Raw genomic sequence first — 21,257 nt, forward strand, 5'->3', positions numbered from 1 at the left:
TGTTTTTATCTGGAATTTGCTTCTTTTTTATTTAATAAAATACTGGTTTATCACCATATATTCCAGGCTTATTGACTCCAACACTTGCTTTATTATCTTTTTCAGGGTGTTCAATGATATTTGCGATATATGCAGCAACCGCTTTTCTTGAAACTTCTGTTCCTAGAAAAGATTCTCCTTTTTGGGTAGTTTCATATTCCACCTCATCTTTATCAGTAAGCCATGATGGACGAACTATGGTATAGTTAAGAGAAGATCTTTCTATAATATCAGCGGCCTGTCTGTAAGGAATGAGGTCTTTTCCGATCATTCTTTCATTCCACACTCCGAATTTTCCGGGAATCTCGTGGTAAATGCCTAATGAGGTAACAAAAATGAGCCTTTTAACTCCATTCTTATCCATAGCTTTTACGATTTCTCCTGCTAATTTATCCATCGGTCCTGAAAGGTTTGCATATACAACATCCTGATCTTTTATGGCATTGTTGAGATCGTTGGGATTGAGCACATCTCCTTTTACAATATTTGCAGAGGACTGATGTTGATTTAAATGTTCTATATTCCTTGCAAACAAGGTAAGTTCAATATTTTTATTTTCTTTAAGAAATTCTGTGACATGTTGTGCAATGGCACCTCCGGCTCCTAACACTAATACTTTTGTTGACATTTTAATTGGTTTTAATATTAAATAAATGCTGCCATATCCAAAATACAACAGCATTTACAGGGTTCTGTTAAGCTAATTTTTTCTGAAAGAACGGAACTAACTGGTCTATGGCTTCATTAACATAGTTTTCCCTGTCATATAAAGACATATGGTTTGCTCCTTCAATAATATATTTTCTCTTATCTACAGAGGCTGCACGCGCTATAAGATCATCACTCATCCATGCGCTTCCTGCTATACTTCCCACTATGGCTAACAGTGGCTGCGTAAAGAAGGCTTCTGCTTTATTATAAGCATCATAAGAAATGATCTGTGAAAGGCTTCGGGCTGTAGCAAAACCTGGTGCTGTAGGGTATTGACAACGGTCTGTGTGGTAATATTCCCAGGCTTCTCTCAATTCTTCATTAGGTGCATCTTCTTCCCTCATTGGGGCTAACGGAATGGTCTGAATTTCTGCACTCCCTGCATCTGCTGTTCTGGCATTGGAACCTGCCACTAAATAAGGTAATGCATCGGCATCTTTCACATTGTTTTCCCAACCATTCCTGAACATAGATCCAATGTTTACAGCACTTACCATTCCCACTGCTTGAATTCTATGATCGTTGATTGCCGCATTAGCTGTATATCCTGCTCCCGCACAAATTCCCATAGCACCGATCTTATCAGTATCTACATAAGATAAGGTCGTAAGGTAATCAATTACGGCACTTACATCTTCTGTTCTGATGTAAGGATTTTCCAATTGGCGCGGTTCTCCTGTGCTTTCTCCCTGATAAGAGGCATCATAGGCAATGGTAATAAATCCGTGGTTTGCCAATTTTCCCGCATATAGACCTGCCGCCTGTTCTTTTACTCCGCCTCCCGGATGAGATACAACTACTGCCGGATATTTTTTGTTTTGATCAAACCCTTCTGGGAAATTGATGATTGCTGATAAAGTAATTTCCTGAGCGTTTGTGTTTTTAATACTGATTTTTTCCTGTGACATGATTTTGTATTTTATTTGTTATTATTTATTCGAATGAAATCTTGCAGAACGAAGTGGAAAGCACTTTTCTATTTTTGATTGCTTTTCTCCGGTCTATTTTCTTTCTTTTTGACAGATCAAAGGTAGGAAGAGAATATGCTGCAAACGGAGACTCATTACCTGAAAACAGATACATTTTACTTTTTGTATTTTAATGTTTCAATAGTAAGTTTTGACTAAAGCCAGATGATTTTTTTATATTTTTCAGGCGGGCTAAAGCCGACCTCTATTGATATTATTGAACACAAATTGAAACAGATTACAACGGTATAAGTGATTTATGATTTATTGAATAACTACAGATGACACAGATTTTCACAGATGATTTTGGATATTATTGAAAACAAGGCATCATTTGGGGTCTAAAAGTATTATTACTCATTACTTATAAATTAGCCCGGATAGTAACGGTTACCCCGCAACATAGCTGGAGAACTGAAGGACTTAGCCTTGGGGTGTATTGGCGTGAGGAGTATAAGTGGATAGCCGGAAAAAGCTCCTGAAAATAAAAAGGCAACTCATTGAGCTGCCTTTTATAATGGTATGTATAATTATTTATTGATTTCTGAAGACCTTTGGGGAAAGTCCTGTTTTTTTCCGGAAGAACCTGGCAAAATAGTTGGGATAATCGAAACCGAGACTGTAAGATATTTCACTTATGGAAAGACTGGTATTTTTGAGCTTATCTTTGGCCTGTTTTATAACATAGTCGTGAATATGATCCAGCGGTGATTTGCCTGTAAAATGTTTGATGAGGTCACCGAAATAATTAGGTGAAAGGTTACTTTTCTGAGCAAAATAAGCTACAGATGGCAGTCCTGCAAGGTTTTCATTTTCTCTGAAGTAATAGTCCAGATTTTTATAAAACTCATCAATAACCCTGTGGTAAATTTCACTTCTGGTATCGAACTGGCGATCATAAAAGTCTTTAACATAGGTAAGAATGAGGTTGACATAAGAAATGATCACTGTTCTTGAATAGTATTCTTTCTGAAATTCATGATTGGCTTTTCTGAACAGATCCCAAACAATATTCTCTTCTTCCTTGGTGAGGAAAAGAGCTTCGTGATTGTTATAATGTACAAAGCTGTAGTCCTTGGCATATTTTTCAAGGTATTTGGCGCCCACCATAATGCATAATCCTGAAAATGGCGCTGTAATCTCCCATTCCAACGTATTTTGCGGACAATCTACGTACATATAGGATGAATCAGACTGATCTTCCAGCAGCTGGTAAGAAGTAAATTTCACTTCCATGGGGGGCTTGATAGCCAAAAGATAAAAATCAATGGTTACCGGTTCGGATTTTAACCTGATATCATTCTCTGTCTCAAAATCTACGATGTGAAGATCATCACTTTTCAGGGGGCCAACATTCAGGTAACGGCAGAATTCGGGGATATTTAATATTTTCATGCTCATTGTACAGGCTTTCAATAATGGGTAAAATTACATCTTTTGAGTGGTGTCCTTATGATACATATTCAGGAAAAACAGATACATTTTACGGTTTATGCTCTATAATTTTACAACCAGAAACATTATTCCAAAACTTATCAGTAATATAATGCCTATTATTATTGCACCTTCTAAAACATGTTTCATATATCTTTTCCCGTCGAACGTAAACTTTTCGGGATGAATACTGAATTCCTTAAATACAAACGGGTCTATTTTCAAATCTGGTCTGAAACGAACAATTCCTTCTATAAACCTGGCCCGTAAAGCTCTTGCATTTTTGATATAATATATACTTCCAAGGTGTGTTCCATCAAAAACCACTTTAGTTTCATTACGATCTATTCCTACAGCGAGCATCCATGTTTTGTGTTCTTTTGATATATACACCTCGTAATCATCTGAAAGATAAGATGGTCCCAACTGACTGTAAAGCACATCATCTATACTTCCATCCCTTTTATAGAAATGAATACCTGTATCATCTACTCTTATCTTTTTTATGGTTATAGCCATATTTTTCCTGATATGACGGAAAAAATGATACATAGCTATAGCCCAAACAGGATAATATAATACGCCTACCACAACCAATATCCCTATACTCCCGGAAACCAAAAGTGGAAATACAGCAAGCACTATAAACATAACCAGTAACAATGCTCTACCAAAAATATTAATCAGCCAGGTGATTACCCAGTTAGGTTTTGAAACTAATGGTAAAAACTCTTTTCTAAAATCCTCTTGCATCTGTTCAATTTACGGAAAAAATAAGAATAAAAAAAGCCCCAGTATTCCCTGGAGCTCTGTACAAAATTGAAAATAAGATATGTTCTTTAAAACTATGAGATTGTGTATTTTTTTTCTGTAGTCACGGTATAAATATTGGAAACAACATTATCTACAAACCTCCATTCCGCATCAGAATTTCCGGCAGTAAATTTTACATGAAGGTAGCCTCTTTTGTAAAGATTAGCATATTCCAGATCGTCAATTAATGATGAAAATGCCTGAGCCAAAGCAATTGCTTGAGTTGGATCTGATGTAATCCCAAGATAACCTTCAAGCCCTGGTGACGAAACAGAGCTACAGGCTAACTCAGTTCCAATAATCTTTCCTTGTGCATTGGTGAGTTTCCCCAGCCATGCATTGTGGGTATCACCTGCCAGCACGATAACATTTTTACCAGTAAGAAGGGAATACAGCTGTTCTCTTTCCATGAAATATCCATCCCACGCATCCAGATTATAAGGTAAGGTGGTGGTAACTCTTGCTATTTCCTGTGGGGTAAGTGTAGGATCCTGTTGTTTGTATCTTTCTTTAATAACAATCAGCTGCCCAATTGTAGTCTGTAAAGCCTGCATGGTAGCCGGTTGTGCACTTCCGAGTTTTTTTATTTCCGCTAAAATCTGATTGAGTAACATTAATAGTTCTGCAGGAACCATCATTTTGGTCATCAGAATCTGCTGTCCCAATACCTTCCATTTTGCAGAATCAGCGTTGATCTGAGAACCTAACCATGCCATCTGCTCGCTTCCGATCAGTTTTCTGTTGGGATCTAAAAAATCTGTTTTAAACTTCAGCTGATCGAAATTCCCGGCATTGTCCAGATAATCTGAATATTCTAATTGCTTATCTCTTGCAATTACTCTGGTATCCATCATATACAGGGAAACAATATTTCCGAAGTTGAAACTTCTGTAAATTCTAAGATCTTTCCCTGTTTTAAGAGGAATATATTCACTGTATGCCTGGAAGGCAGCTTTTTTTCTTGCTTCAAAATCACCTTCATCAGGCTGATGGTTTTCTGCTCCGGATTTATAGGTATCATTGGCAAACTCATGATCATCCCATACACAGATAAAAGGTTTTTTCTGATGAGCCAGCTGAAGGTTCTTATCACCTCTGTATTGTCTGTATCTTTCTCTGTAATCATTCAGATTCAGGATTTCTTTTGCAGGTTTATGTGCTCTTCCCAATTGATTGGTATAAGGATTGGTTCCGTATTGTCCCGGAGCATATTCATAGATATAATCCCCAAGATGTACTACTACATCTGCTTCAGATTTGGCAACGGCTCCATAAACATTAAAAAGTCCTGCCGGAAAGTTGGAACACGATACCACTGCCATCTTCACATCGTTTACAGTATCTGTTTTGGATGGTAATGTAATGGTTTCTCCGGTTACGCTTGCTTCCTTAGTTTTAAGGTTATAGAATCTATAGTAATATTTTGTGTTAGACGGAATGTTCTGCACATCTACTGCTACTGTAAAATCATTGGCTGATGTAGCAGTCGCCTGTCCTTTTCTTAAAACTTCGGAAAAATTACTGTTTCGGCTTATTTCCCAGGTTATTTCTGCATCTGCTCCTGCAGAATATCTTGTCCATATAATAATTCCGGTAGCTGTAGGATCAAAGCTGGCCACTCCGGTATCAAAACCTGAGTTTTTCAGATCATCAGGAGCTATTCCACCTTCAGTAAAATCTTCATCACTGCAACTTATAATCAGAGGAGCAATAAAGAGTCCTCCGGCTGCTAAGAGTGAATTCTTAAGAAATCTTCTTCTGTTAAGCAGATTGTTATTTTCCATCATTACTTTTTTCTGCAAAGCAACGGTATCTGCCGAAGAAGGCTGTTAACTGAGTTTTAATTATTCTTTATGCTTTTTTTAAACATATGTTTAACATAATATTTTCTGAAATATTTGAACTTTGGAAATATTAATTGTAAGGATCAACATTTACTTAAGCCTTTCTCTCTACTTCAGGTAATCAAAAACATTTACAGACTGGTATTTAGGACTTCGTTTTAAAAACTCACTGAAAAATGCAGCATGGGTTGCCCCAGAAATAATAAGGACTCTGTCATTTTCCGAAAGTGGAATTTGATTAAGGTTAGAATACATTCTCAGATTTCTTCTGTAATATTTAGCTGCTTCATCTGCTCCTTCAAAATGACCGGCAGTGCTTACGTAAGTCAAAATATCAGCATTAGCAATAATCAGATCCTGTAAAGTGGATTCTTTATTATAGTCGATAAGTTTTTCTTTCACAGAAAGATTTTCCTGTTTTTTGAATCCTTCAATAAAAGTAGTTATAAAACGTTTATAGGTGATATTGTCTACCTGATTTTTCAACTGATCTCCAATTCTATAATTGTACTGCCCCGTTTCCTGCTCATCAATTCCATATATTTTTTTCACATTAGCCAGTTTTCCAATCTGATATGCTAATAGTGAAACTTCACCTTCATAGGCTGCTTTATGATTTTTATTCTTTAAAAAACTGTGGTAGTCATTCTGGATTTTCTCATTCTCAGCAGGAACCAGCTCAACACAGATAACTGTTGGTTTAAATTCAGCAAGCAATTTTGCAATCTCAAAAACCTCTTTCTGGCTTTTCTCACTTTGCGGATCAAAACTTACTTTTACAGCATCTGGCGTTTTTCCCATATGAAAGGTGGCAAAATTAAGTACCTCTATCTTTTGCGCTGATAAACACATGCTCATCAAAAATCCACAAATAACACTTATTCTTTTCATGATTTTAATTTATGGTTCAAAAATAGAAAGTGAACAGTAAGCATACAAGCCTATATCGACGAAGAGGTGCTTTTATCCGATGAAACGTTAATAAAATCATTAAACTGAGGTGGAGTAATTCAAAAGCTTCTGGTTCTTTTGAAATTTATTTTATCCTACAGAATTTTTGCTTTTCCAATATGCTTCCATTTATTTTTAGTTCATCCTTTAATACTTTTTCGAACCATGAGAAAACACTCATTATTTTTTAATCAAAATAAAAATTAAGGTAATTAAATACATCTATCCAAAGTAGATATCATGAATTTAAACAATAAAAACTATTACATTTTCTTGCAATTATCATTTCAATCCTTATCCAGCACTCAGGTTAAATAATAAAAGAATCTACCTCATTATGGGTAGATTCTTTATTTACAGAGAAATATATTGTTATTATTTGGTAGCTTTAATAACACTATCGTTACTTCTTCGTGAAGTCTTTTTTATCAAATCCCAATGGGACTCTATCTATTGAGTATCTTCTTTTTCATTATTTTTTCTTAAGACCTCTCAGTAAGTAATTTTATACTGTTTTTATTATTCATAAACTTATTTATTTTTCAACTGGAACAGGTGCCGGAGCCTCTTGACCCACCCCTTTATCAGCCAGATTAAACAGGAATTGAGTAGCAACTTCAAAAACTACTTTTCCTCCGACAGTTTTAGCTGCGCCAAGACTGGCTGCACCTAATAAGAAAGAAGAAGTAGTTCCTCTTACACCAAGATTTGATAAGTTTCCTGAATTCATGAAACTTCCCGAACCAGTTATCCCAGAACTTACTGCATTAGATATCGCAGAATTTATTGTATTGGCAGCTACATTCATTCCCACAACTTTTATTCCATTTAAAGCACCGGAACTCCCTCCGACAATACCATTGATGGCAGTTTGCCCAAGATTTACACTTCCGTTCACACTATATTGTGCAATGGCATCAACTCCTCCTCTAAGAGCTACCATACTTAAATAGGATGAAGCCGAGACTGCCCCGGTATATAGAGCCGTAGCTCCCATTGCTATAGGAGCCGCAAGCATCCCTCCAAACATATAATAAAATCCGTTGGCGGCTTGAGCTTCAGGTGAAGCCGCTACAGCAGCACCAAACCTTGATGAGTTATCTCTGTAATTATCCCAGGAATCCTGAGATCCTAATCCAAAGAATGCATCATTTATAGCATTTCCTAAATCAAAATCATTTTCCTGTGAAAGATCTGCCTGGAAAGCTCTGTCTTGCTCCTTGTAAGAGGCATCTACCGGTTTAGACTGCCATTCTTTTTCTCCATCTTCTCTGATTTCATAATCTACGGCCTCATCTACTGGTCTGTTTTCATATCTGGCATATTCTTCATCATTATTATCCTGTGCTTCCAACCCTTCCAATTCCCTTGAGTTGACTACTCTATTTTCTGAGAAATTGTAATGTGATTGGTAAGCATACTTTTCAGAAAGTGGATCGATATTGAAAAATCTTCCTATAGATGGGTCATAATTTCTCCATTTGAATGAGTTCCAATTTGTATCTGTCTGTTTCTCCTGACCCTGGAAGCCATAGTTATAATTTGGAGTAATACCCGTGTTGTTACTATTATTAAATTCCATTCCAAAAGGATAGAAATTACTCGTACGATTAATTTTAGTGTTGTTATTTGCATCTCTATAATAGGCTAACCTTATATTTCCTACCTGATCTTTGTACTGGTATACATATTTATTCTGTACAAAATCATAATATCCTTCTACAGTAGGAACAAATCTCAATAAAGGAGGAACTATTGAGAAAACTCCTTCAGCATCATACTGAAACCCATCATAATATTCTGTTACCTTATTACCTTCCGAATTGTTTTTTGCTATTCCGTATGTATATACTTTTCTAAGTTTTGTCCCATCTGCGCGATAAGTATACCGAGTAGTTATATTTTTGGATTGCTGTGTTCCACCAAAAGGATTTCGAATGGCATAAGTCTGATTAAATTTAATGTATTTTGGTAAATTCAGAATATTATAATCGATTTGTAAAATACCTTTATCTATATGATCTTTCATATTTCCATTGGAATCATATGAAATTAGATTGCCTGAAACATCAGGATAGCCACTATAATTCGTAGAGGAATCTGTTACAGAATCCAGTCTGTTCCCAGTGTATACATACGTTAAATCATCTATTTTTATTTCAGTTTGTGAAAACCCTTTAGCTTTTCTAACAAGAGAAAGAATATTCCCATTTAAATCATAGGTTAAGCTTTCATTGTAAAAGTTATTGGCTGGAACAAAAGAACCGGGTTCAGAATATACTCCAGACAACAATCTGTCTAAGCCATCATATTGATAATCATATCTTCTCAAAGTCCCGTCATCAGATGCTTTCCAGTCTATCTGCGCAATATTACCGTTAAATTTCCCTGAACTGGAAGATTCAGGATTGTTATATTTTATGGTATATCCGAACAGATCATCATTCAAGTTAGAAGGATTATTAATCCCTGTTACCCAGCCACGAATGTTGTAGGTATAGTCTACAGTCTGAATCGGGTTACTTCCTGTTCCACCTATTTGCTTGCTTCTTATCTGAGATAATTCATTGTAATTATTTACTGCCAGAATCTCTTCAGGATTGGAATTTACCTTATGCTTGCGGATGGTAAGCCTGTTCTGATTATCATATACAAAACTCTCTTTAATGATAGTTTCCTCATCATACTCTGTCTTTTTATGATAAGTATAAGACTCTTTTACTTCCCCTGCAAAGCCAAGTTCCGATTCGGTTTTGGTATAACCTCCCACATCATTAACGGAATGAGAGCCGATAGCTCTTCCCTTCATGTCATACCAAATATACTTTTTTGTCCAGTTGTCATCTTCAATGTTTTTTACATAAGAAGCCGTTGGAAGACTTTTGGTACTTATACTTGTTGCTGAACTTAAAGCATCCTGGGGTAAAACCGGATGAGTAAGAATAGAGGAAGGAATTACAGGAGTTCCCTGTGGATAGGTATCATAATAATTTACGGATAAAACGGTATCCATACCTGTAAATAATCCGTTGGTATAATAGATCTGTATTCCATTTTTGGTAAAGCCGGTTACATCCCTTGATTCAACAATAGCTAAGTTACCTGCCTGATTCTGCATACTGGTTCTATCTCCTCCCGGAATAGTTCCTGTGTAAATAACCCTGCCAAATCTATCGTATTTGGTAATCATCCACTTTCCCTGCTGCTGTAAATTGGCATCCTGGGTTAATATCAATCTATTGGATTGATCATAAACGAAGGAATCCCATCGCCACACTCCGGTTGAAGCATCAAGCCCCTTGCCCGGAAGCTTTTTTTCTACCAGACGGCCTTGAATATCGTACTTATATTGGTAACAAAGGTTATCAAGAGTAGACTGATCTATCATTGTTTTTACAGCGGCTAAAGGCGGAATTACATATACTAGTTGACTATAAAAATTATAAACATAGTACGTATCAAGATTTACTATATTTCCTGCACTATTATTTTCCTTTCTGATAAGAACCGTTTGTCCCAATTTATTTTTAAACGTAATTGTTCGGTTACTGTCTTCATCAGTTATTATGGTTTTATATAATTCCCCTTCATTGAATTGGTTGATCTTTGAAATGGTATTCAAAAGTACTTTCCTAGTATCATCCCAAGAAACTTTAATCATGTGTTTTTTTACAGCATCAGAATTTTTATTAATATCAATACTTGACTTTTGTGTTTTTCCGGAGCTCAATGCCCATTCATCTCCGGGATTGGATTGTTCAGATACTTTTGTAAGGAATGATCCATCATGTACAAATTCTGAATAGAATTTACTTGTACCATAAAATCCGGTGCCATTACTGGTTGGGCTGGTATTAAAACTTCCGTTACCAGTACTTGTCTGGGGAATGGGCAAATAACTCTTTGACTGGACTCCATAATTATCATACTCAAACGGAATTACCATATCATTCCCTTGAGGAGTTGCTTTTATACTGATGACCTGCTGTGGTCTGTTTAAGCCATCTAAATATTGAATATTTTCTATTTTTTTCACACAACTTGCATCCAAACATGTCTTTTCATAAACATAATTTTTTGTAGTTGTCCCATGACTGTTTTGTGACAGTAAAAAATGATTGCCTATAAACAGAAGAAGGGATGTATTTATAATTTTTCTCATTGTTATTAATCGTTACTGTTTATAATTATATTCAAACTCTTTTATCAGATTTTCCTCCATGTCTTCAATCTTTATAAGCCTACCAGCATTATCATAAATGTACTTTTGGGTTATTCCACTTGGAGGAATATTATGGGTTATTCCGATAAGTGGATCATAGGTCATTGTAGTTATTTGATAATTTTTCAACGAACTATTATTTCTTAAATCATTTAGAGCGTCCATGAATTTTTTCTCAGTTGCGGAATCATTATCAAGGTTCGATTTATTTACTATATCACTGGAAAGATAAGTTGCAGGATTAGAACCTGAAGCCAATCCTAAGGCATTCATGACCATATCATAGGATGCTCCTTCAATCTTTGCAATAGGATGAGTTTGATAATAACCATAAAGTATGGTAGTAGGAATCCCATCTTGCCCTGTGTATTGTAATAAATTTCCTTTATTATCATACAAATCATAAGTCACTATCCTTACATCTTCCTGTGAATGAGTTGGTTCATAAGCCCATCCTGGCTTAGTGATACATCCAAATTCATATTTAGGAAGTACCAGATTACTTGTAGATGCATCCTGGGCAAATACCGTTTTATGAGCTTTGGCATTAGCTTCACTAGTATTCACCAATTCTATATCAATATATTTATAGGTAAGAACCGGAATGTTTACTTTATTGATAGATTTAAGTAAATTAACAGTATTAGCTAAATTCAAGGTTGGAACAGTAGTTAATATTTCATCTTCAGGATAAAAGATGTCATTGACCAACACATTTTCTATGGAACCACTGCTATATATATCAACTGCTAAAAATTTCCCTATACCAGATACATAGTTGGATGGATTAAGGTACTTATATTCAACTCGGTCTGTGTTTATTCCTGATGATAAATAATCTTTTACAATTGTACTTGAGGGGCGTAAAATTTTTTGAATATAATTAACAATTACAGAGCCTTGAGAACTAATTATCGTATTACTATATCCATATGTCTGATTAGGAGCCTCAATAACTATGTCCAAAATAGGCTTATGTACTCCAAATTGATTTTTGGTAATCAATTTACTATTATAGATGTATTCTTTGATTAAGGAATTATTTTTATCAAATAACTTCATATTCTTTCTCACTCCATATAAACCTAGATTGGAATATGAACTATATTTTAATCTATATGCTGAATTGGTATTTAAAAATTCAGCCATCGAAAATTTGGGAAAAAAAGTGGCAAATCCATCTTGGGAAAACTGCAGATTTAGAAAAGGAGACTGCAAAGTATTAATTAAGGGATAATCTTTAACCGTTGTATATTCTGTCGCCTGTTTTTTATTATCCGTGATTTTTTCAACTCTTGAATATTGTATGTTAATACTTCCAGGAGAATCATATATTTTGAATATTCTCTGTAAATCATCTGCAGCAAAGTTGGGAAGACCGTTATAGTTGGTTACTAACATTGGAGGTTGTCCAGATATATCAATATACGATGTAAATAATTGAGCTCTGGGATACCCAATAAATGGAGGAGCCATCATGACACCGGAAGATGAACCATTTTCATTTTTATAAAAATATGATGTAGTGCTTTTCACCTGATTTTCATCAATATTGTTGATTTTCTTTATTCTTAACCCAGGCGCTTTTTGATAATCTCCCAGTATTAAGAAATCGTTCAGTTCATATTCAAAACTCTTGATTCCTTTGTTTGGAAATTCAACTTCAGTTAAACTTCCTATTTTGGTAAAGTCTAAATCCGGATCTCTGGTTATATAATTATCTCCATAATGTATGGGATGCATCTTTACATTATTATTCACTAAAGCATCATGATGAATTTCAAATGGTAACAGTGACCATTCCATCTGATTTGGGTAATAATATACATTATCAGCATAGCTTTGCCCATAATTGTCTCCGCTTATAAATTCATTGGTTTCCTTATAATATCCTCCATAATCATATGCCTTTGAACGTATGTTTGGTAAATACTCATCGTCTTTATATTTAAACTGATATTTTTTCCCAGAGTTTACTTCTTCAATACTCAATAACTTAAGACTTTTTCCATCTTTTGTGGAAATTCCCATCCAAGTGTTTTGATAGAGAAAGTAACCATAATTAAAGTTATACTGTTGAATCAGTTTATTATTATAGTCATATAATTTGATTGAACTAAGTGCTTTTTCCGGATTCTGTGTATCCTGTCTTATAAAATCATATTCATACACCAGATACCCTTCATCAAATTTTATCTTTTTTAAATCTTTTGTTTTAAAATAATTTACCGAACTTTCAATCTTATTATATTTATAGCTTGTATTATTCTTTTGTCCTCCATCCAAAAAGGGATTTGCAGAAAGAAAACCATTCAACAGCAAACCTGTTCCTCCGTTGTTGATAATATCAGGATTAATGATATTTACATATTTCCCTACAAAATCACTGATAAAAGAAGTACCAGGTGCTGCCTTAAAACGGCTATATGTTTCTGAACGTATCTCCCTGGAATGCGATGTTGACGTTATATTATAATCACCAGATGGTGTGTATTCAAACTTCACTTCCCTATTAGTAGAGAGATCTTTTATTGTTGAAACCTTCCACGAAGAAACATAGGGCACCCTGTCAACCATACCTCCATAGACATTAACCGGAGATTCCGAATTATAATAATTAGCCATTTCATAATCATTGAACTGATATTGAATTCCATCATCTGTATTAATGGTAAAATTAAAGAAGTCAGTAGTTGGAAAGCCACTCACCTCATAACGGGTTTCCTTTAACTTGGATATTTTTATTGGTTTATCAGATAATAACCGTGGCGTATTTTCATCTTCAAAATAGAATGTGTGTCTTTTATTAATAGAATTCAAAAAATAGAGATCCGGTAAGTAATCTAAATTGGCAGAATCTTTATCAGTATTTGAAAAAAAATATTTAATATTTTTTTTCACTTTCCTAAAATATCCGGTTCTTCTTATTTTAGGAACTGCTCCTCCATCATCCATGTCATGTGCATCCTGAATATCACGAGTGATGTTAATATCAGCAAGTGACCACCCTAGGCCTACATTCCCTGCCCTTTGATTCACCTTTACACCTCCTGTATTATATTGCAGCTTAATAGGAATTTCAATGTTCCCACTTTTTATATTGAAAAGGGGAATCTCAACATTCGCTTTTCCATCAGCTTCATTGAGTTCAGTCTTTGCAACACTAAAAGAACCATTAAAAGATGTGAAATCATTATTTTCCTGAGAGAACAGAAAATTTGCAATAAAAATAAAACTCAATAAAATATATCTTTTCATAATTATTTTGTCCATTATTTTTTGATCAATTTAGCATTAGCGGTTTGGGTTTGATTGTCCTGTGTGTGAGCTTTCACCACCATCACATAAGCTCCCTGAACCATGTTGGAAGTGTTGATTTTGGTTACCTTATTCTTAGTGGTTAAGGTTTGGATTTGTCTTCCTGCCATGTCATAAATAGTTATTTCAGCATCCTTAAAGTCAAAGCCTATCTCGGCATAACAGTAATCAGATACAGGGTTAGGATAAATCTTCATTGGTAATCGCTCAATTAAGTCCTCCACTTGCTTATCTCCTAATTTTACAATTTTCCAGTTCTCTTTTCCAAATTCTTCAGCACTTGTTCCGGCCAAAATAATAGAGCCGTCCCGCCCCATACTTAAATCGGATAAACGTTCTTCTTTCTGTCTGGAGTTCCCATTAATATGCTTTCTCCAAACCTCATCACCGTTTTGATTGAGGTACAGCATCCAGAAGGTTTCGTCGTTTTCTGAAATTCTTCCTTCAGCCCGTGTGTAACCTCCCAGTAAAAATCCTTTGGATTCAGAATCTTTCGCATTGGAAACTACATTCAAACTCATTAGAATATCTCTGTTTCTAAAAGAATAAGATTTTTGCCAGATTTCATCTCCTCCTTCATTGAGTGCTATCAACCATATATCAGTTCCTTCATCTATGCCAACGGTTTTATTTCCCGATCTATCAGAGCGGCTTTCACCACCTATGACAAATCCTTTTGCAGTCATCGCCATGGTTCTTAGATGATCATCTCCAATTCCTCCGTAATTCCTTTCCCATTCCACTTTTCCATCTTTACTGAGCTTAATGATCCAGTAATCCCCTTCCCCGTAATTTTCGGTTTTCTTGGAACCTCCTTTATTGCTTCTAGAGTACATGCCCACAAGAACTCCACCATCTTTTGTCGGAATCATTTTCTCAACTTCATCCAATCCTTTTCCCCCTAAAATCATTTGAGAGATTTCTTTTCCGTTCTTATCTAATTTTACGATTATAACATCCTTAGATCCGTAACCTTTTTCTGAATTCTGAACATTTCCAGCTACAAAGAATCCTAAATCAGTAGTTTGAATCACAGATTTAGCTTCTTCATCAGAAGAAGTTCCTATTGTTTTCTGCCAAAGTTCATCTCCCAATTCATTGATTCTAATTACCCAGATATCCGATCCACCGTTGGAATCTTCTTCTTTATCTAGTCCTTTTCCTGAAAAAGAAGTTCCAGCTAAGAGAAAACCTCCATCTTGAGTAGATAGAGATGTTGAAAGATAATCATGATTCATTCCTGAAAAATATTTTTCCCAGACCTCTTCTCCCCGTTGGTTCAGTTTAACCAAATGATAATCGTAACCGTTGTTTTGCTTGCTTTCTGTAGAAAGTTTTTGTGACTGAATAGAACTTCCCGTAATCAGATACTGGAGATCTACTGTTGGAGTAACCTGGCTGAGAAAATCCTGAGTAGAGGATTTGATATCTTTCTGCCATAGCACTTCCTGAGCTGGCACGCTCAAAACCACGCATATAAAATATGCACTCATGTAGAGCTTTTTCATGAATTATTAATAGTTTTTAAGTTAATACAGATTTAAATCCTTTACAAATTTAACAATTTTTAACAAACATTTAAGTTAACTCAATATGAATTAACGTGATTTTTATCACCTGTTAGTTACTTATTTTCTCTACTATTTCCGGTAATTACAGAATAACAATATCACTACTTTTAATTCTTAAGTTGTTTAGATTATTTCTTACTTTCACAACATTGATAATAATAAGACTAGAAAGCAAAGTACATGATTAAAAAAATATTCTTTTAGGAATAATTTTTCTATAATCCACTGGTAATATCACGATCGGATATACAAGACCCTAACCTAATTAATTTTAAACCACATCAGATATTTAAATTAAAAGATATTCCTGAATTAAAGAATTCTCAGAATGTGGTTGTATATATTGTCTTAGCACATGAAGATAGAAAAAACCTAGACACCAAAATCAAGAAATGGAAAGTTTTACAATCTACTAATCCATCATTAACATAAAGATTTACTCAATTGTGAGTTTAAATATAACAATGTAGATGTTTCAACAATACAAAGTAAAATGTATGTCAACTCAAACAACACATTAGTTTTTGAAAGTGAAATTTCTTTAAATACCCATGCTTTGGGTCTTCAGAATAGAGCTACAGGATGGGCTACACCAGTTAAACATAAACACTTTTTAAATATTATAAGTCAGTTTGACAGATACAATCTCCCGGTTTTGATTATTAAGTAGATATTTAAAAATAAAAAAACCGCTCACATTTACTGTAAGCGGTTGATTTTCTGTGGTCCCACCTGGGCTCGAACCATGTACATCTGGGTTATCACCCAGTATCTCTAACCTACTGAACACACAGTATATATAATTCAATTATCAAGAATACTCTTTTAAGGGTCTGCCTAAAACTATGCCTTTTAATCTAAAAACTCCTAACATAATAGAATATAATTAAGAAATCAAATTATCATGATAGGGTTTGTAATAATATTACAGAGCAATATTTACAATCTTATATGACAAGTAGGAGTCTTCTACCTTCTTCTTATTTAACAGTATTAAAGTTCCATTTTCCTTAATCTTATCAGAAACATAGTAGAAGTCTTCAGGCTTATTCATGTCTTGCATCAAGAATGTGCCTTTATCTGTAGTATTAATATATTGCACGCCAAATCCTGTAGAACCTTCTGGCATTTGAAATAAGACATAATAACTTTTATAAAAAGTATCATATTCTATTGAAAGAATTTTGCCGTAAGGTTTCTCAAAGAGAACTTTTTTAGTTTTAGCATCTTGTGCTACTAAATAAATGTCTCCTTTCATATAGGTGATTTTATCTGTTTGAGCTTTAATAAGAATTGTAAGAAAAAACAATAATAGTAATGTAGCTTTTTTCATGGTATATAATTTTATGGTAAATTTTCTTTTGGAACTTGATATGAGTTTAAAAACTCAATAACTAGGTCTGCATCTTTTTCTGACAGCCCCACTCTATCATCTATCTGAAGAAAATGTTTCTCCTGAATATCTAGAATATCATCTTCATCATCAATAATAATAAAGTTCTCTAATCCTCCTTTTAATGTTTTGTGGTAATCTCTTATCCACTTAAAGATTTCTAAACCTCTTGGAGCTAATTCAAAAGTGGTTTTGTAGTGAAGTGATTCTGTTACACCAATAACTTTTCCTTTAATACCTACTATATTAAAGAGCTCATTAATTTCTTCTATACTCTTTAGCAGTCTCCAAGCTGATGATAAGACTATCTCAGCTTTTGTATTGTCAATTATCCTATTGAGAGCATGAATATTATTGCTATCAAAATGGGAAGTTTCATTTTGATGGATAGCTAAATTTTTACCTCTATAGTAATCAGCATTATTTAGTACCCCATCTATGTCTAGAAAAATGATTTTCATTTCTTTTTAGTTTTAAGTTTGAATATCAAGAAAAGAAACCCTATTATTCCTAGGCTAATTAAGACCCATTTGATAATCTTTTTAGTTTCATATTCCTTCTGCATCTGTTGAAGAGTTATTTCATCAGGCATTGCATAGGGATTAAGACCTTTTGCTTCTGCCATTTCTTCATACTGGCTTGGATAAGCTTTAATATTTTGAGATCCACTTCCATATAAATCTGTATTTGATTTTGCAGTTTCCTCTGTTACTGTACTACCTGAACTATTAGCTTTTTCTCTTAATTCACTCCATAACTTTTCTTTAGAAGTAGCTTCATCATTATCTTTATCCAAAGTTGAATTGTTTCCTATCTTTAATACCTGTTGATAGTTTCTAAATGATTTTACTTTTCCATCTTTAAAAGTGATCGTAGCTACTCCATTCTCTCCATAGCTCCAAACCTCTTCTCCAAAAACATCATAATCTTGAATACTATGTGGTTCTCCCTGAATTTTTTTCACATGTGATTTATTAGAACCAACATTTATGTACTGCTGTGCATAAATAACAGCATTACAACTTACTAACAGTGTTAATAATATTCTTTTCATGTTTGAAATTTTCGCATAGATACAAAATAAAACACAATGTAACGTATGCGTTCCTTTAAAATTCATAACAAAGGTCAAATTTTGACTAATGGATAGAGAGCAAGAACTTATAAAGTTTGGAAAAAGAATTAAGCAAATAAGAGAATCTAAAGATTTAACTCAAGCTCAACTTGCCCACAAGATTGGGAAAGATAGAGAGTCCATTGCCAGATTAGAAAGAGGTGGAATTAATCCTACTTATTTATACTTAATGGAAGTTTGTGAAGGACTTGAAATAAGTATGGAAGAATTAATGAAGTTTTCAACTTTAGATATTTAGCTATTAATCTTATTTTTATTTGATTGGTCCCCATACATGAACATTAAAAATTAGCTATAATATTATATCTTAACATTAAGCATCTCATAAAACTTCTTATGATTTAGCAGATATTTTAGATCTTATACATTCTTTTTTATCTTTACATTATTCCTAATAGAGCCTTAATATTATCTTTTATTAAGTTTAAAATGAAATATTTTTAAGCTTAATATTAAAGATTTATAATAAACCCTCATCAGCAAAACTATAATAAGATTCTTTGTTAATAATTAGATGGTCTAACAGCTTAATCTCTAAAAAACCGCAAGCTAATTTCAATTTACTTGTAATATCCATATCAGCCTTACTTGGTGCTAAACTTGTACTTGGATGATTGTGAATTAATATGATATGAGTGGATATAGATTTTAAAGCTATGGAAAGAATTAGCCTTATATCTACTACACTCGAAGATATACCTCCCTTTGATAAATTATAGATACCAATAACTTTAAGTGCATTATTAAGAAACAAAACTTTAGCTTCTTCACACATTTCAATAGTATCTAGATTCCAATTGTTGAGGGCTAGCATATATGAGGATTCACTAGTAGAGATAATAGTCTCTATTATGTTAGGAGAATAAGAAACTTGTATTTCTGATACCTGATGGTCTTGCATAAATAAAAAGGGTTAAGTGGGGAATTAGAAAATAAAAAAAACTTCCAACCTCGTATTTACACATTATAGTATACAATACGAAAGTGGAAGTTTTATACAATAGAGTTATGTTGAAACTTTAAAACTAATCTGCTAGAACATGGTCATATTTCCCATTCGTAGAAAGGTTTTCCAGATCTGCCTCAAAGTTATCAGAAGTAGCTCTGTTAGCTTTTATTGAGCTAGAAGGAACAATACTTTTGGGAATATACACGAACCTATGTTGCATAATAATTGATTCTCCTGTTTCTGTGATAACATATTCATAAGGTTCACATTCTTCTTTCTGAACACTACCCTGAAGCTCTGTACCAATTAAAGCCTTACAGGTTTCTTCATCAAATGTAGATGAAATGAAAGTCTTTTTGGCTGTAGCATAATACTGGTTGGTCTTTTGGCTTAATACCATTTCAATTCCTCCTTGAACTTCGAGTACACAAAATGTTGTACCATCCTCTTTTTGTCTTGCTTTGTAGTTGATAATTCTTACCATTGTCTTTAAGTTTTTGAGTTAGATTTTCACCTTTCCTAAGAGATATCTTCAGATTCAACTATAGTTCTAGAAGGAATTTATAGTCTGCCTGAAATTTTGTCTTTCTATTAGAAATGAGGCGGGGTACTTCCCCTCTAAAAATAGGTGGGGGTAATTAATTAGAGAAGAATATGCATGAGTATAGCTAACATTTTTTTATAAAAAAAAAAAAAAATATATATAATCCCTCTAAATAATCTATTTTTTTTACTTTTATAGAAACTAATAAATGAGAACATTTCTAATTCAAATAATAACATCCAATTTTATATTCTTAAAATAATCAACAATTAGTATCTTTTATATTTATATAAATCGTAATTACCGTTGTGATTTATACATTCATTATTTAAAATAATCATATGGAAATTAAATTTTTAAAAGCTGGGTCAGGAGACAGTATACTCATTCATAATGAAGGAAAAAATATACTGATTGATGGAGGAAATGATAGTACATTTTTAATTGAGGAGTATTATAAAATAATTGCAAGAGAAGAAAAAATTGACTTACTAATTGTTACACATCACGACGATGACCACATAAAAGGGATCTTAGACTTATTTAAGCATATTGAGTTAAAAAATGAAACCCCTGAAATTGAAAGAATAATATTTAATTCCCCAAAAAAAATAAATAATTTGTTTAAGGAAGAAACCTCAACAAACTTATTATCATACAAACAAGCACATGATCTCGAAAATATCCTATTTAAAAATAGAGAAATTAATTGGATTACTACTTTAGATAATAACATAAATGAATTATTTAAAGATGAATTTGGAGAATTAAACTTAAAAATATTTTCTCCAAGTAAGGAAGTATTGCTTACTTATGCTTCAAATAAAGGAGCTTATTTAAATAGTGATTATAGATGTGACTGGAATACCCCTATAAAAGAATTAGCAAAGTATATTGATGATAAAAGTCAAGATACATCTCCAAGCAATAAAACAAGTATTGTCGTTTATCTGACCATAAAAAACAAGAAAATACTTCTAACAGCAGATATAACGCCTGAAAGATTTGATGAAATAATAGATAGTATTAGAGAAGAGAAGGATAAAGCAGATTTTGATTTGATAAAATTACCTCATCATGGAAGTTATAGAAGTTTAAACTCTAAAACTTTGGAGAAAATAAATTGTAAGAATTATGTTGTTTCAACAAATAGCTCTAAACATTATCTTCCTAATAAAAGAGCTTTTATAAAGATTATACAAAATATTAGGTTAACTGAGCCTATAGAATTTTCATTTAACTATGAGGAAGCTATCCACAAGTTAATGTATGTCTTCAAAATAAAATGGACTTTCTCTTAGGGAGTATTTGTTAGTTTAAAGTTATAATAAAAGTTGATTTCCATAAAATTTTTCTGAGCTTTGA

At 33.5% G+C, this 21,257-nt stretch carries 16 protein-coding genes; 2 read left to right on the forward strand and 14 right to left on the reverse strand.

The features are described 5' to 3' along the window. Positions 1 to 31: 31 nt before the first annotated feature. The 12 genes from DRF65_RS17235 to DRF65_RS17290 form a co-directional block, all read right to left on the reverse strand. Positions 32 to 667 carry an NAD(P)H-binding protein gene (locus DRF65_RS17235; protein ID WP_115971988.1) on the reverse strand — a complete coding sequence of 212 codons (636 nt, stop codon included), beginning with the start codon at positions 665 to 667 and terminating at the stop codon, positions 32 to 34. A 67-nt stretch (positions 668 to 734) separates the two neighbouring features. After that, positions 735 to 1,658, reverse strand: a complete 924-nt coding sequence (locus DRF65_RS17240) for an alpha/beta hydrolase (RefSeq protein WP_115971989.1) — start codon at positions 1,656 to 1,658, stop codon at positions 735 to 737. A 594-nt stretch (positions 1,659 to 2,252) separates the two neighbouring features. Beyond that, positions 2,253 to 3,119, reverse strand: coding sequence for a helix-turn-helix domain-containing protein (locus DRF65_RS17245; protein ID WP_115971990.1), 867 nt, complete (start codon positions 3,117 to 3,119; stop codon positions 2,253 to 2,255). A 96-nt stretch (positions 3,120 to 3,215) separates the two neighbouring features. Then, a complete protein-coding gene (locus DRF65_RS17250) occupies positions 3,216 to 3,905 on the reverse strand; it encodes a hypothetical protein (protein WP_115971991.1) in 690 nt (229 codons plus the stop codon). Positions 3,906 to 3,997: 92 nt separating this feature from the next. Next, positions 3,998 to 5,752: an alkaline phosphatase D family protein gene (locus DRF65_RS17255; protein ID WP_115971992.1), complete on the reverse strand. Its 1,755-nt coding sequence runs from the start codon at positions 5,750 to 5,752 to the stop codon at positions 3,998 to 4,000. A 165-nt stretch (positions 5,753 to 5,917) separates the two neighbouring features. Then, positions 5,918 to 6,700 carry a DUF5694 domain-containing protein gene (locus DRF65_RS17260; protein WP_115971993.1) on the reverse strand — a complete coding sequence of 261 codons (783 nt, stop codon included), beginning with the start codon at positions 6,698 to 6,700 and terminating at the stop codon, positions 5,918 to 5,920. A 595-nt stretch (positions 6,701 to 7,295) separates the two neighbouring features. Then, positions 7,296 to 10,922 (reverse strand): DUF6443 domain-containing protein, encoded by a 3,627-nt coding sequence (locus DRF65_RS17265; RefSeq protein WP_115971994.1) that lies wholly within the window; start codon positions 10,920 to 10,922, stop codon positions 7,296 to 7,298. A gap of 12 nt (positions 10,923 to 10,934) precedes the next feature. Further along, positions 10,935 to 14,240 (reverse strand): hypothetical protein, encoded by a 3,306-nt coding sequence (locus DRF65_RS17270; protein WP_123947375.1) that lies wholly within the window; start codon positions 14,238 to 14,240, stop codon positions 10,935 to 10,937. 14 nt (positions 14,241 to 14,254) lie between these two features. Then, positions 14,255 to 15,808, reverse strand: coding sequence for a T9SS type A sorting domain-containing protein (locus DRF65_RS17275; protein WP_115971996.1), 1,554 nt, complete (start codon positions 15,806 to 15,808; stop codon positions 14,255 to 14,257). Positions 15,809 to 16,796: 988 nt separating this feature from the next. Then, positions 16,797 to 17,204: a hypothetical protein gene (locus DRF65_RS17280; protein ID WP_115971997.1), complete on the reverse strand. Its 408-nt coding sequence runs from the start codon at positions 17,202 to 17,204 to the stop codon at positions 16,797 to 16,799. 11 nt (positions 17,205 to 17,215) lie between these two features. Beyond that, positions 17,216 to 17,725 carry an HAD domain-containing protein gene (locus tag DRF65_RS17285; protein ID WP_115971998.1) on the reverse strand — a complete coding sequence of 170 codons (510 nt, stop codon included), beginning with the start codon at positions 17,723 to 17,725 and terminating at the stop codon, positions 17,216 to 17,218. Further along, positions 17,722 to 18,318 (reverse strand): hypothetical protein, encoded by a 597-nt coding sequence (locus DRF65_RS17290; RefSeq protein ID WP_115971999.1) that lies wholly within the window; start codon positions 18,316 to 18,318, stop codon positions 17,722 to 17,724. Before DRF65_RS17290 ends, DRF65_RS17285 begins: the two co-directional genes overlap by 4 nt. Before the next feature lie 88 nt (positions 18,319 to 18,406). Here DRF65_RS17290 and DRF65_RS17295 point away from each other — a divergent pair, with 88 nt between their 5' ends. Continuing rightward, a complete protein-coding gene (locus DRF65_RS17295) occupies positions 18,407 to 18,637 on the forward strand; it encodes a helix-turn-helix domain-containing protein (protein ID WP_103291322.1) in 231 nt (76 codons plus the stop codon). A 222-nt stretch (positions 18,638 to 18,859) separates the two neighbouring features. Here DRF65_RS17295 and DRF65_RS17300 read toward each other — a convergent pair whose 3' ends face one another. Both DRF65_RS17300 and DRF65_RS17305 read right to left on the reverse strand, forming a co-directional pair. Beyond that, positions 18,860 to 19,300 carry a JAB domain-containing protein gene (locus DRF65_RS17300; RefSeq protein WP_115972000.1) on the reverse strand — a complete coding sequence of 147 codons (441 nt, stop codon included), beginning with the start codon at positions 19,298 to 19,300 and terminating at the stop codon, positions 18,860 to 18,862. 124 nt (positions 19,301 to 19,424) lie between these two features. Then, positions 19,425 to 19,832 carry a hypothetical protein gene (locus tag DRF65_RS17305; RefSeq protein WP_115972001.1) on the reverse strand — a complete coding sequence of 136 codons (408 nt, stop codon included), beginning with the start codon at positions 19,830 to 19,832 and terminating at the stop codon, positions 19,425 to 19,427. 401 nt (positions 19,833 to 20,233) lie between these two features. Between DRF65_RS17305 and DRF65_RS17310 the strand changes: the two genes are divergently transcribed. Then, a complete protein-coding gene (locus tag DRF65_RS17310) occupies positions 20,234 to 21,193 on the forward strand; it encodes a ComEC/Rec2 family competence protein (protein ID WP_115972002.1) in 960 nt (319 codons plus the stop codon). Positions 21,194 to 21,257 lie beyond the last annotated feature (64 nt).

The organism is Chryseobacterium pennae (genome assembly GCF_003385515.1).
Lineage (GTDB): Bacteria > Bacteroidota > Bacteroidia > Flavobacteriales > Weeksellaceae > Chryseobacterium > Chryseobacterium pennae.

What these genes read in the sequence shown, in the direction of transcription:
- DRF65_RS17305 (WP_115972001.1), bottom strand. Translation starts at nt 19,832, where the DNA reads ATGGTAAGAATTATCAACTACAAAGCAAGACAAAAAGAGGATGGTACA.
- DRF65_RS17295 (WP_103291322.1), top strand. Translation starts at nt 18,407, where the DNA reads ATGGATAGAGAGCAAGAACTTATAAAGTTTGGAAAAAGAATTAAGCAA.
- DRF65_RS17255 (WP_115971992.1), bottom strand. Translation starts at nt 5,752, where the DNA reads ATGATGGAAAATAACAATCTGCTTAACAGAAGAAGATTTCTTAAGAAT.
- DRF65_RS17310 (WP_115972002.1), top strand. Translation starts at nt 20,234, where the DNA reads ATGGAAATTAAATTTTTAAAAGCTGGGTCAGGAGACAGTATACTCATT.
- DRF65_RS17250 (WP_115971991.1), bottom strand. Translation starts at nt 3,905, where the DNA reads ATGCAAGAGGATTTTAGAAAAGAGTTTTTACCATTAGTTTCAAAACCT.
- DRF65_RS17270 (WP_123947375.1), bottom strand. Translation starts at nt 14,240, where the DNA reads ATGAAAAGATATATTTTATTGAGTTTTATTTTTATTGCAAATTTTCTG.
- DRF65_RS17265 (WP_115971994.1), bottom strand. Translation starts at nt 10,922, where the DNA reads ATGAGAAAAATTATAAATACATCCCTTCTTCTGTTTATAGGCAATCAT.
- DRF65_RS17275 (WP_115971996.1), bottom strand. Translation starts at nt 15,808, where the DNA reads ATGAAAAAGCTCTACATGAGTGCATATTTTATATGCGTGGTTTTGAGC.
- DRF65_RS17285 (WP_115971998.1), bottom strand. Translation starts at nt 17,725, where the DNA reads ATGAAAATCATTTTTCTAGACATAGATGGGGTACTAAATAATGCTGAT.
- DRF65_RS17300 (WP_115972000.1), bottom strand. Translation starts at nt 19,300, where the DNA reads ATGCAAGACCATCAGGTATCAGAAATACAAGTTTCTTATTCTCCTAAC.
- DRF65_RS17260 (WP_115971993.1), bottom strand. Translation starts at nt 6,700, where the DNA reads ATGAAAAGAATAAGTGTTATTTGTGGATTTTTGATGAGCATGTGTTTA.
- DRF65_RS17290 (WP_115971999.1), bottom strand. Translation starts at nt 18,318, where the DNA reads ATGAAAAGAATATTATTAACACTGTTAGTAAGTTGTAATGCTGTTATT.
- DRF65_RS17280 (WP_115971997.1), bottom strand. Translation starts at nt 17,204, where the DNA reads ATGAAAAAAGCTACATTACTATTATTGTTTTTTCTTACAATTCTTATT.
- DRF65_RS17245 (WP_115971990.1), bottom strand. Translation starts at nt 3,119, where the DNA reads ATGAGCATGAAAATATTAAATATCCCCGAATTCTGCCGTTACCTGAAT.
- DRF65_RS17235 (WP_115971988.1), bottom strand. Translation starts at nt 667, where the DNA reads ATGTCAACAAAAGTATTAGTGTTAGGAGCCGGAGGTGCCATTGCACAA.
- DRF65_RS17240 (WP_115971989.1), bottom strand. Translation starts at nt 1,658, where the DNA reads ATGTCACAGGAAAAAATCAGTATTAAAAACACAAACGCTCAGGAAATT.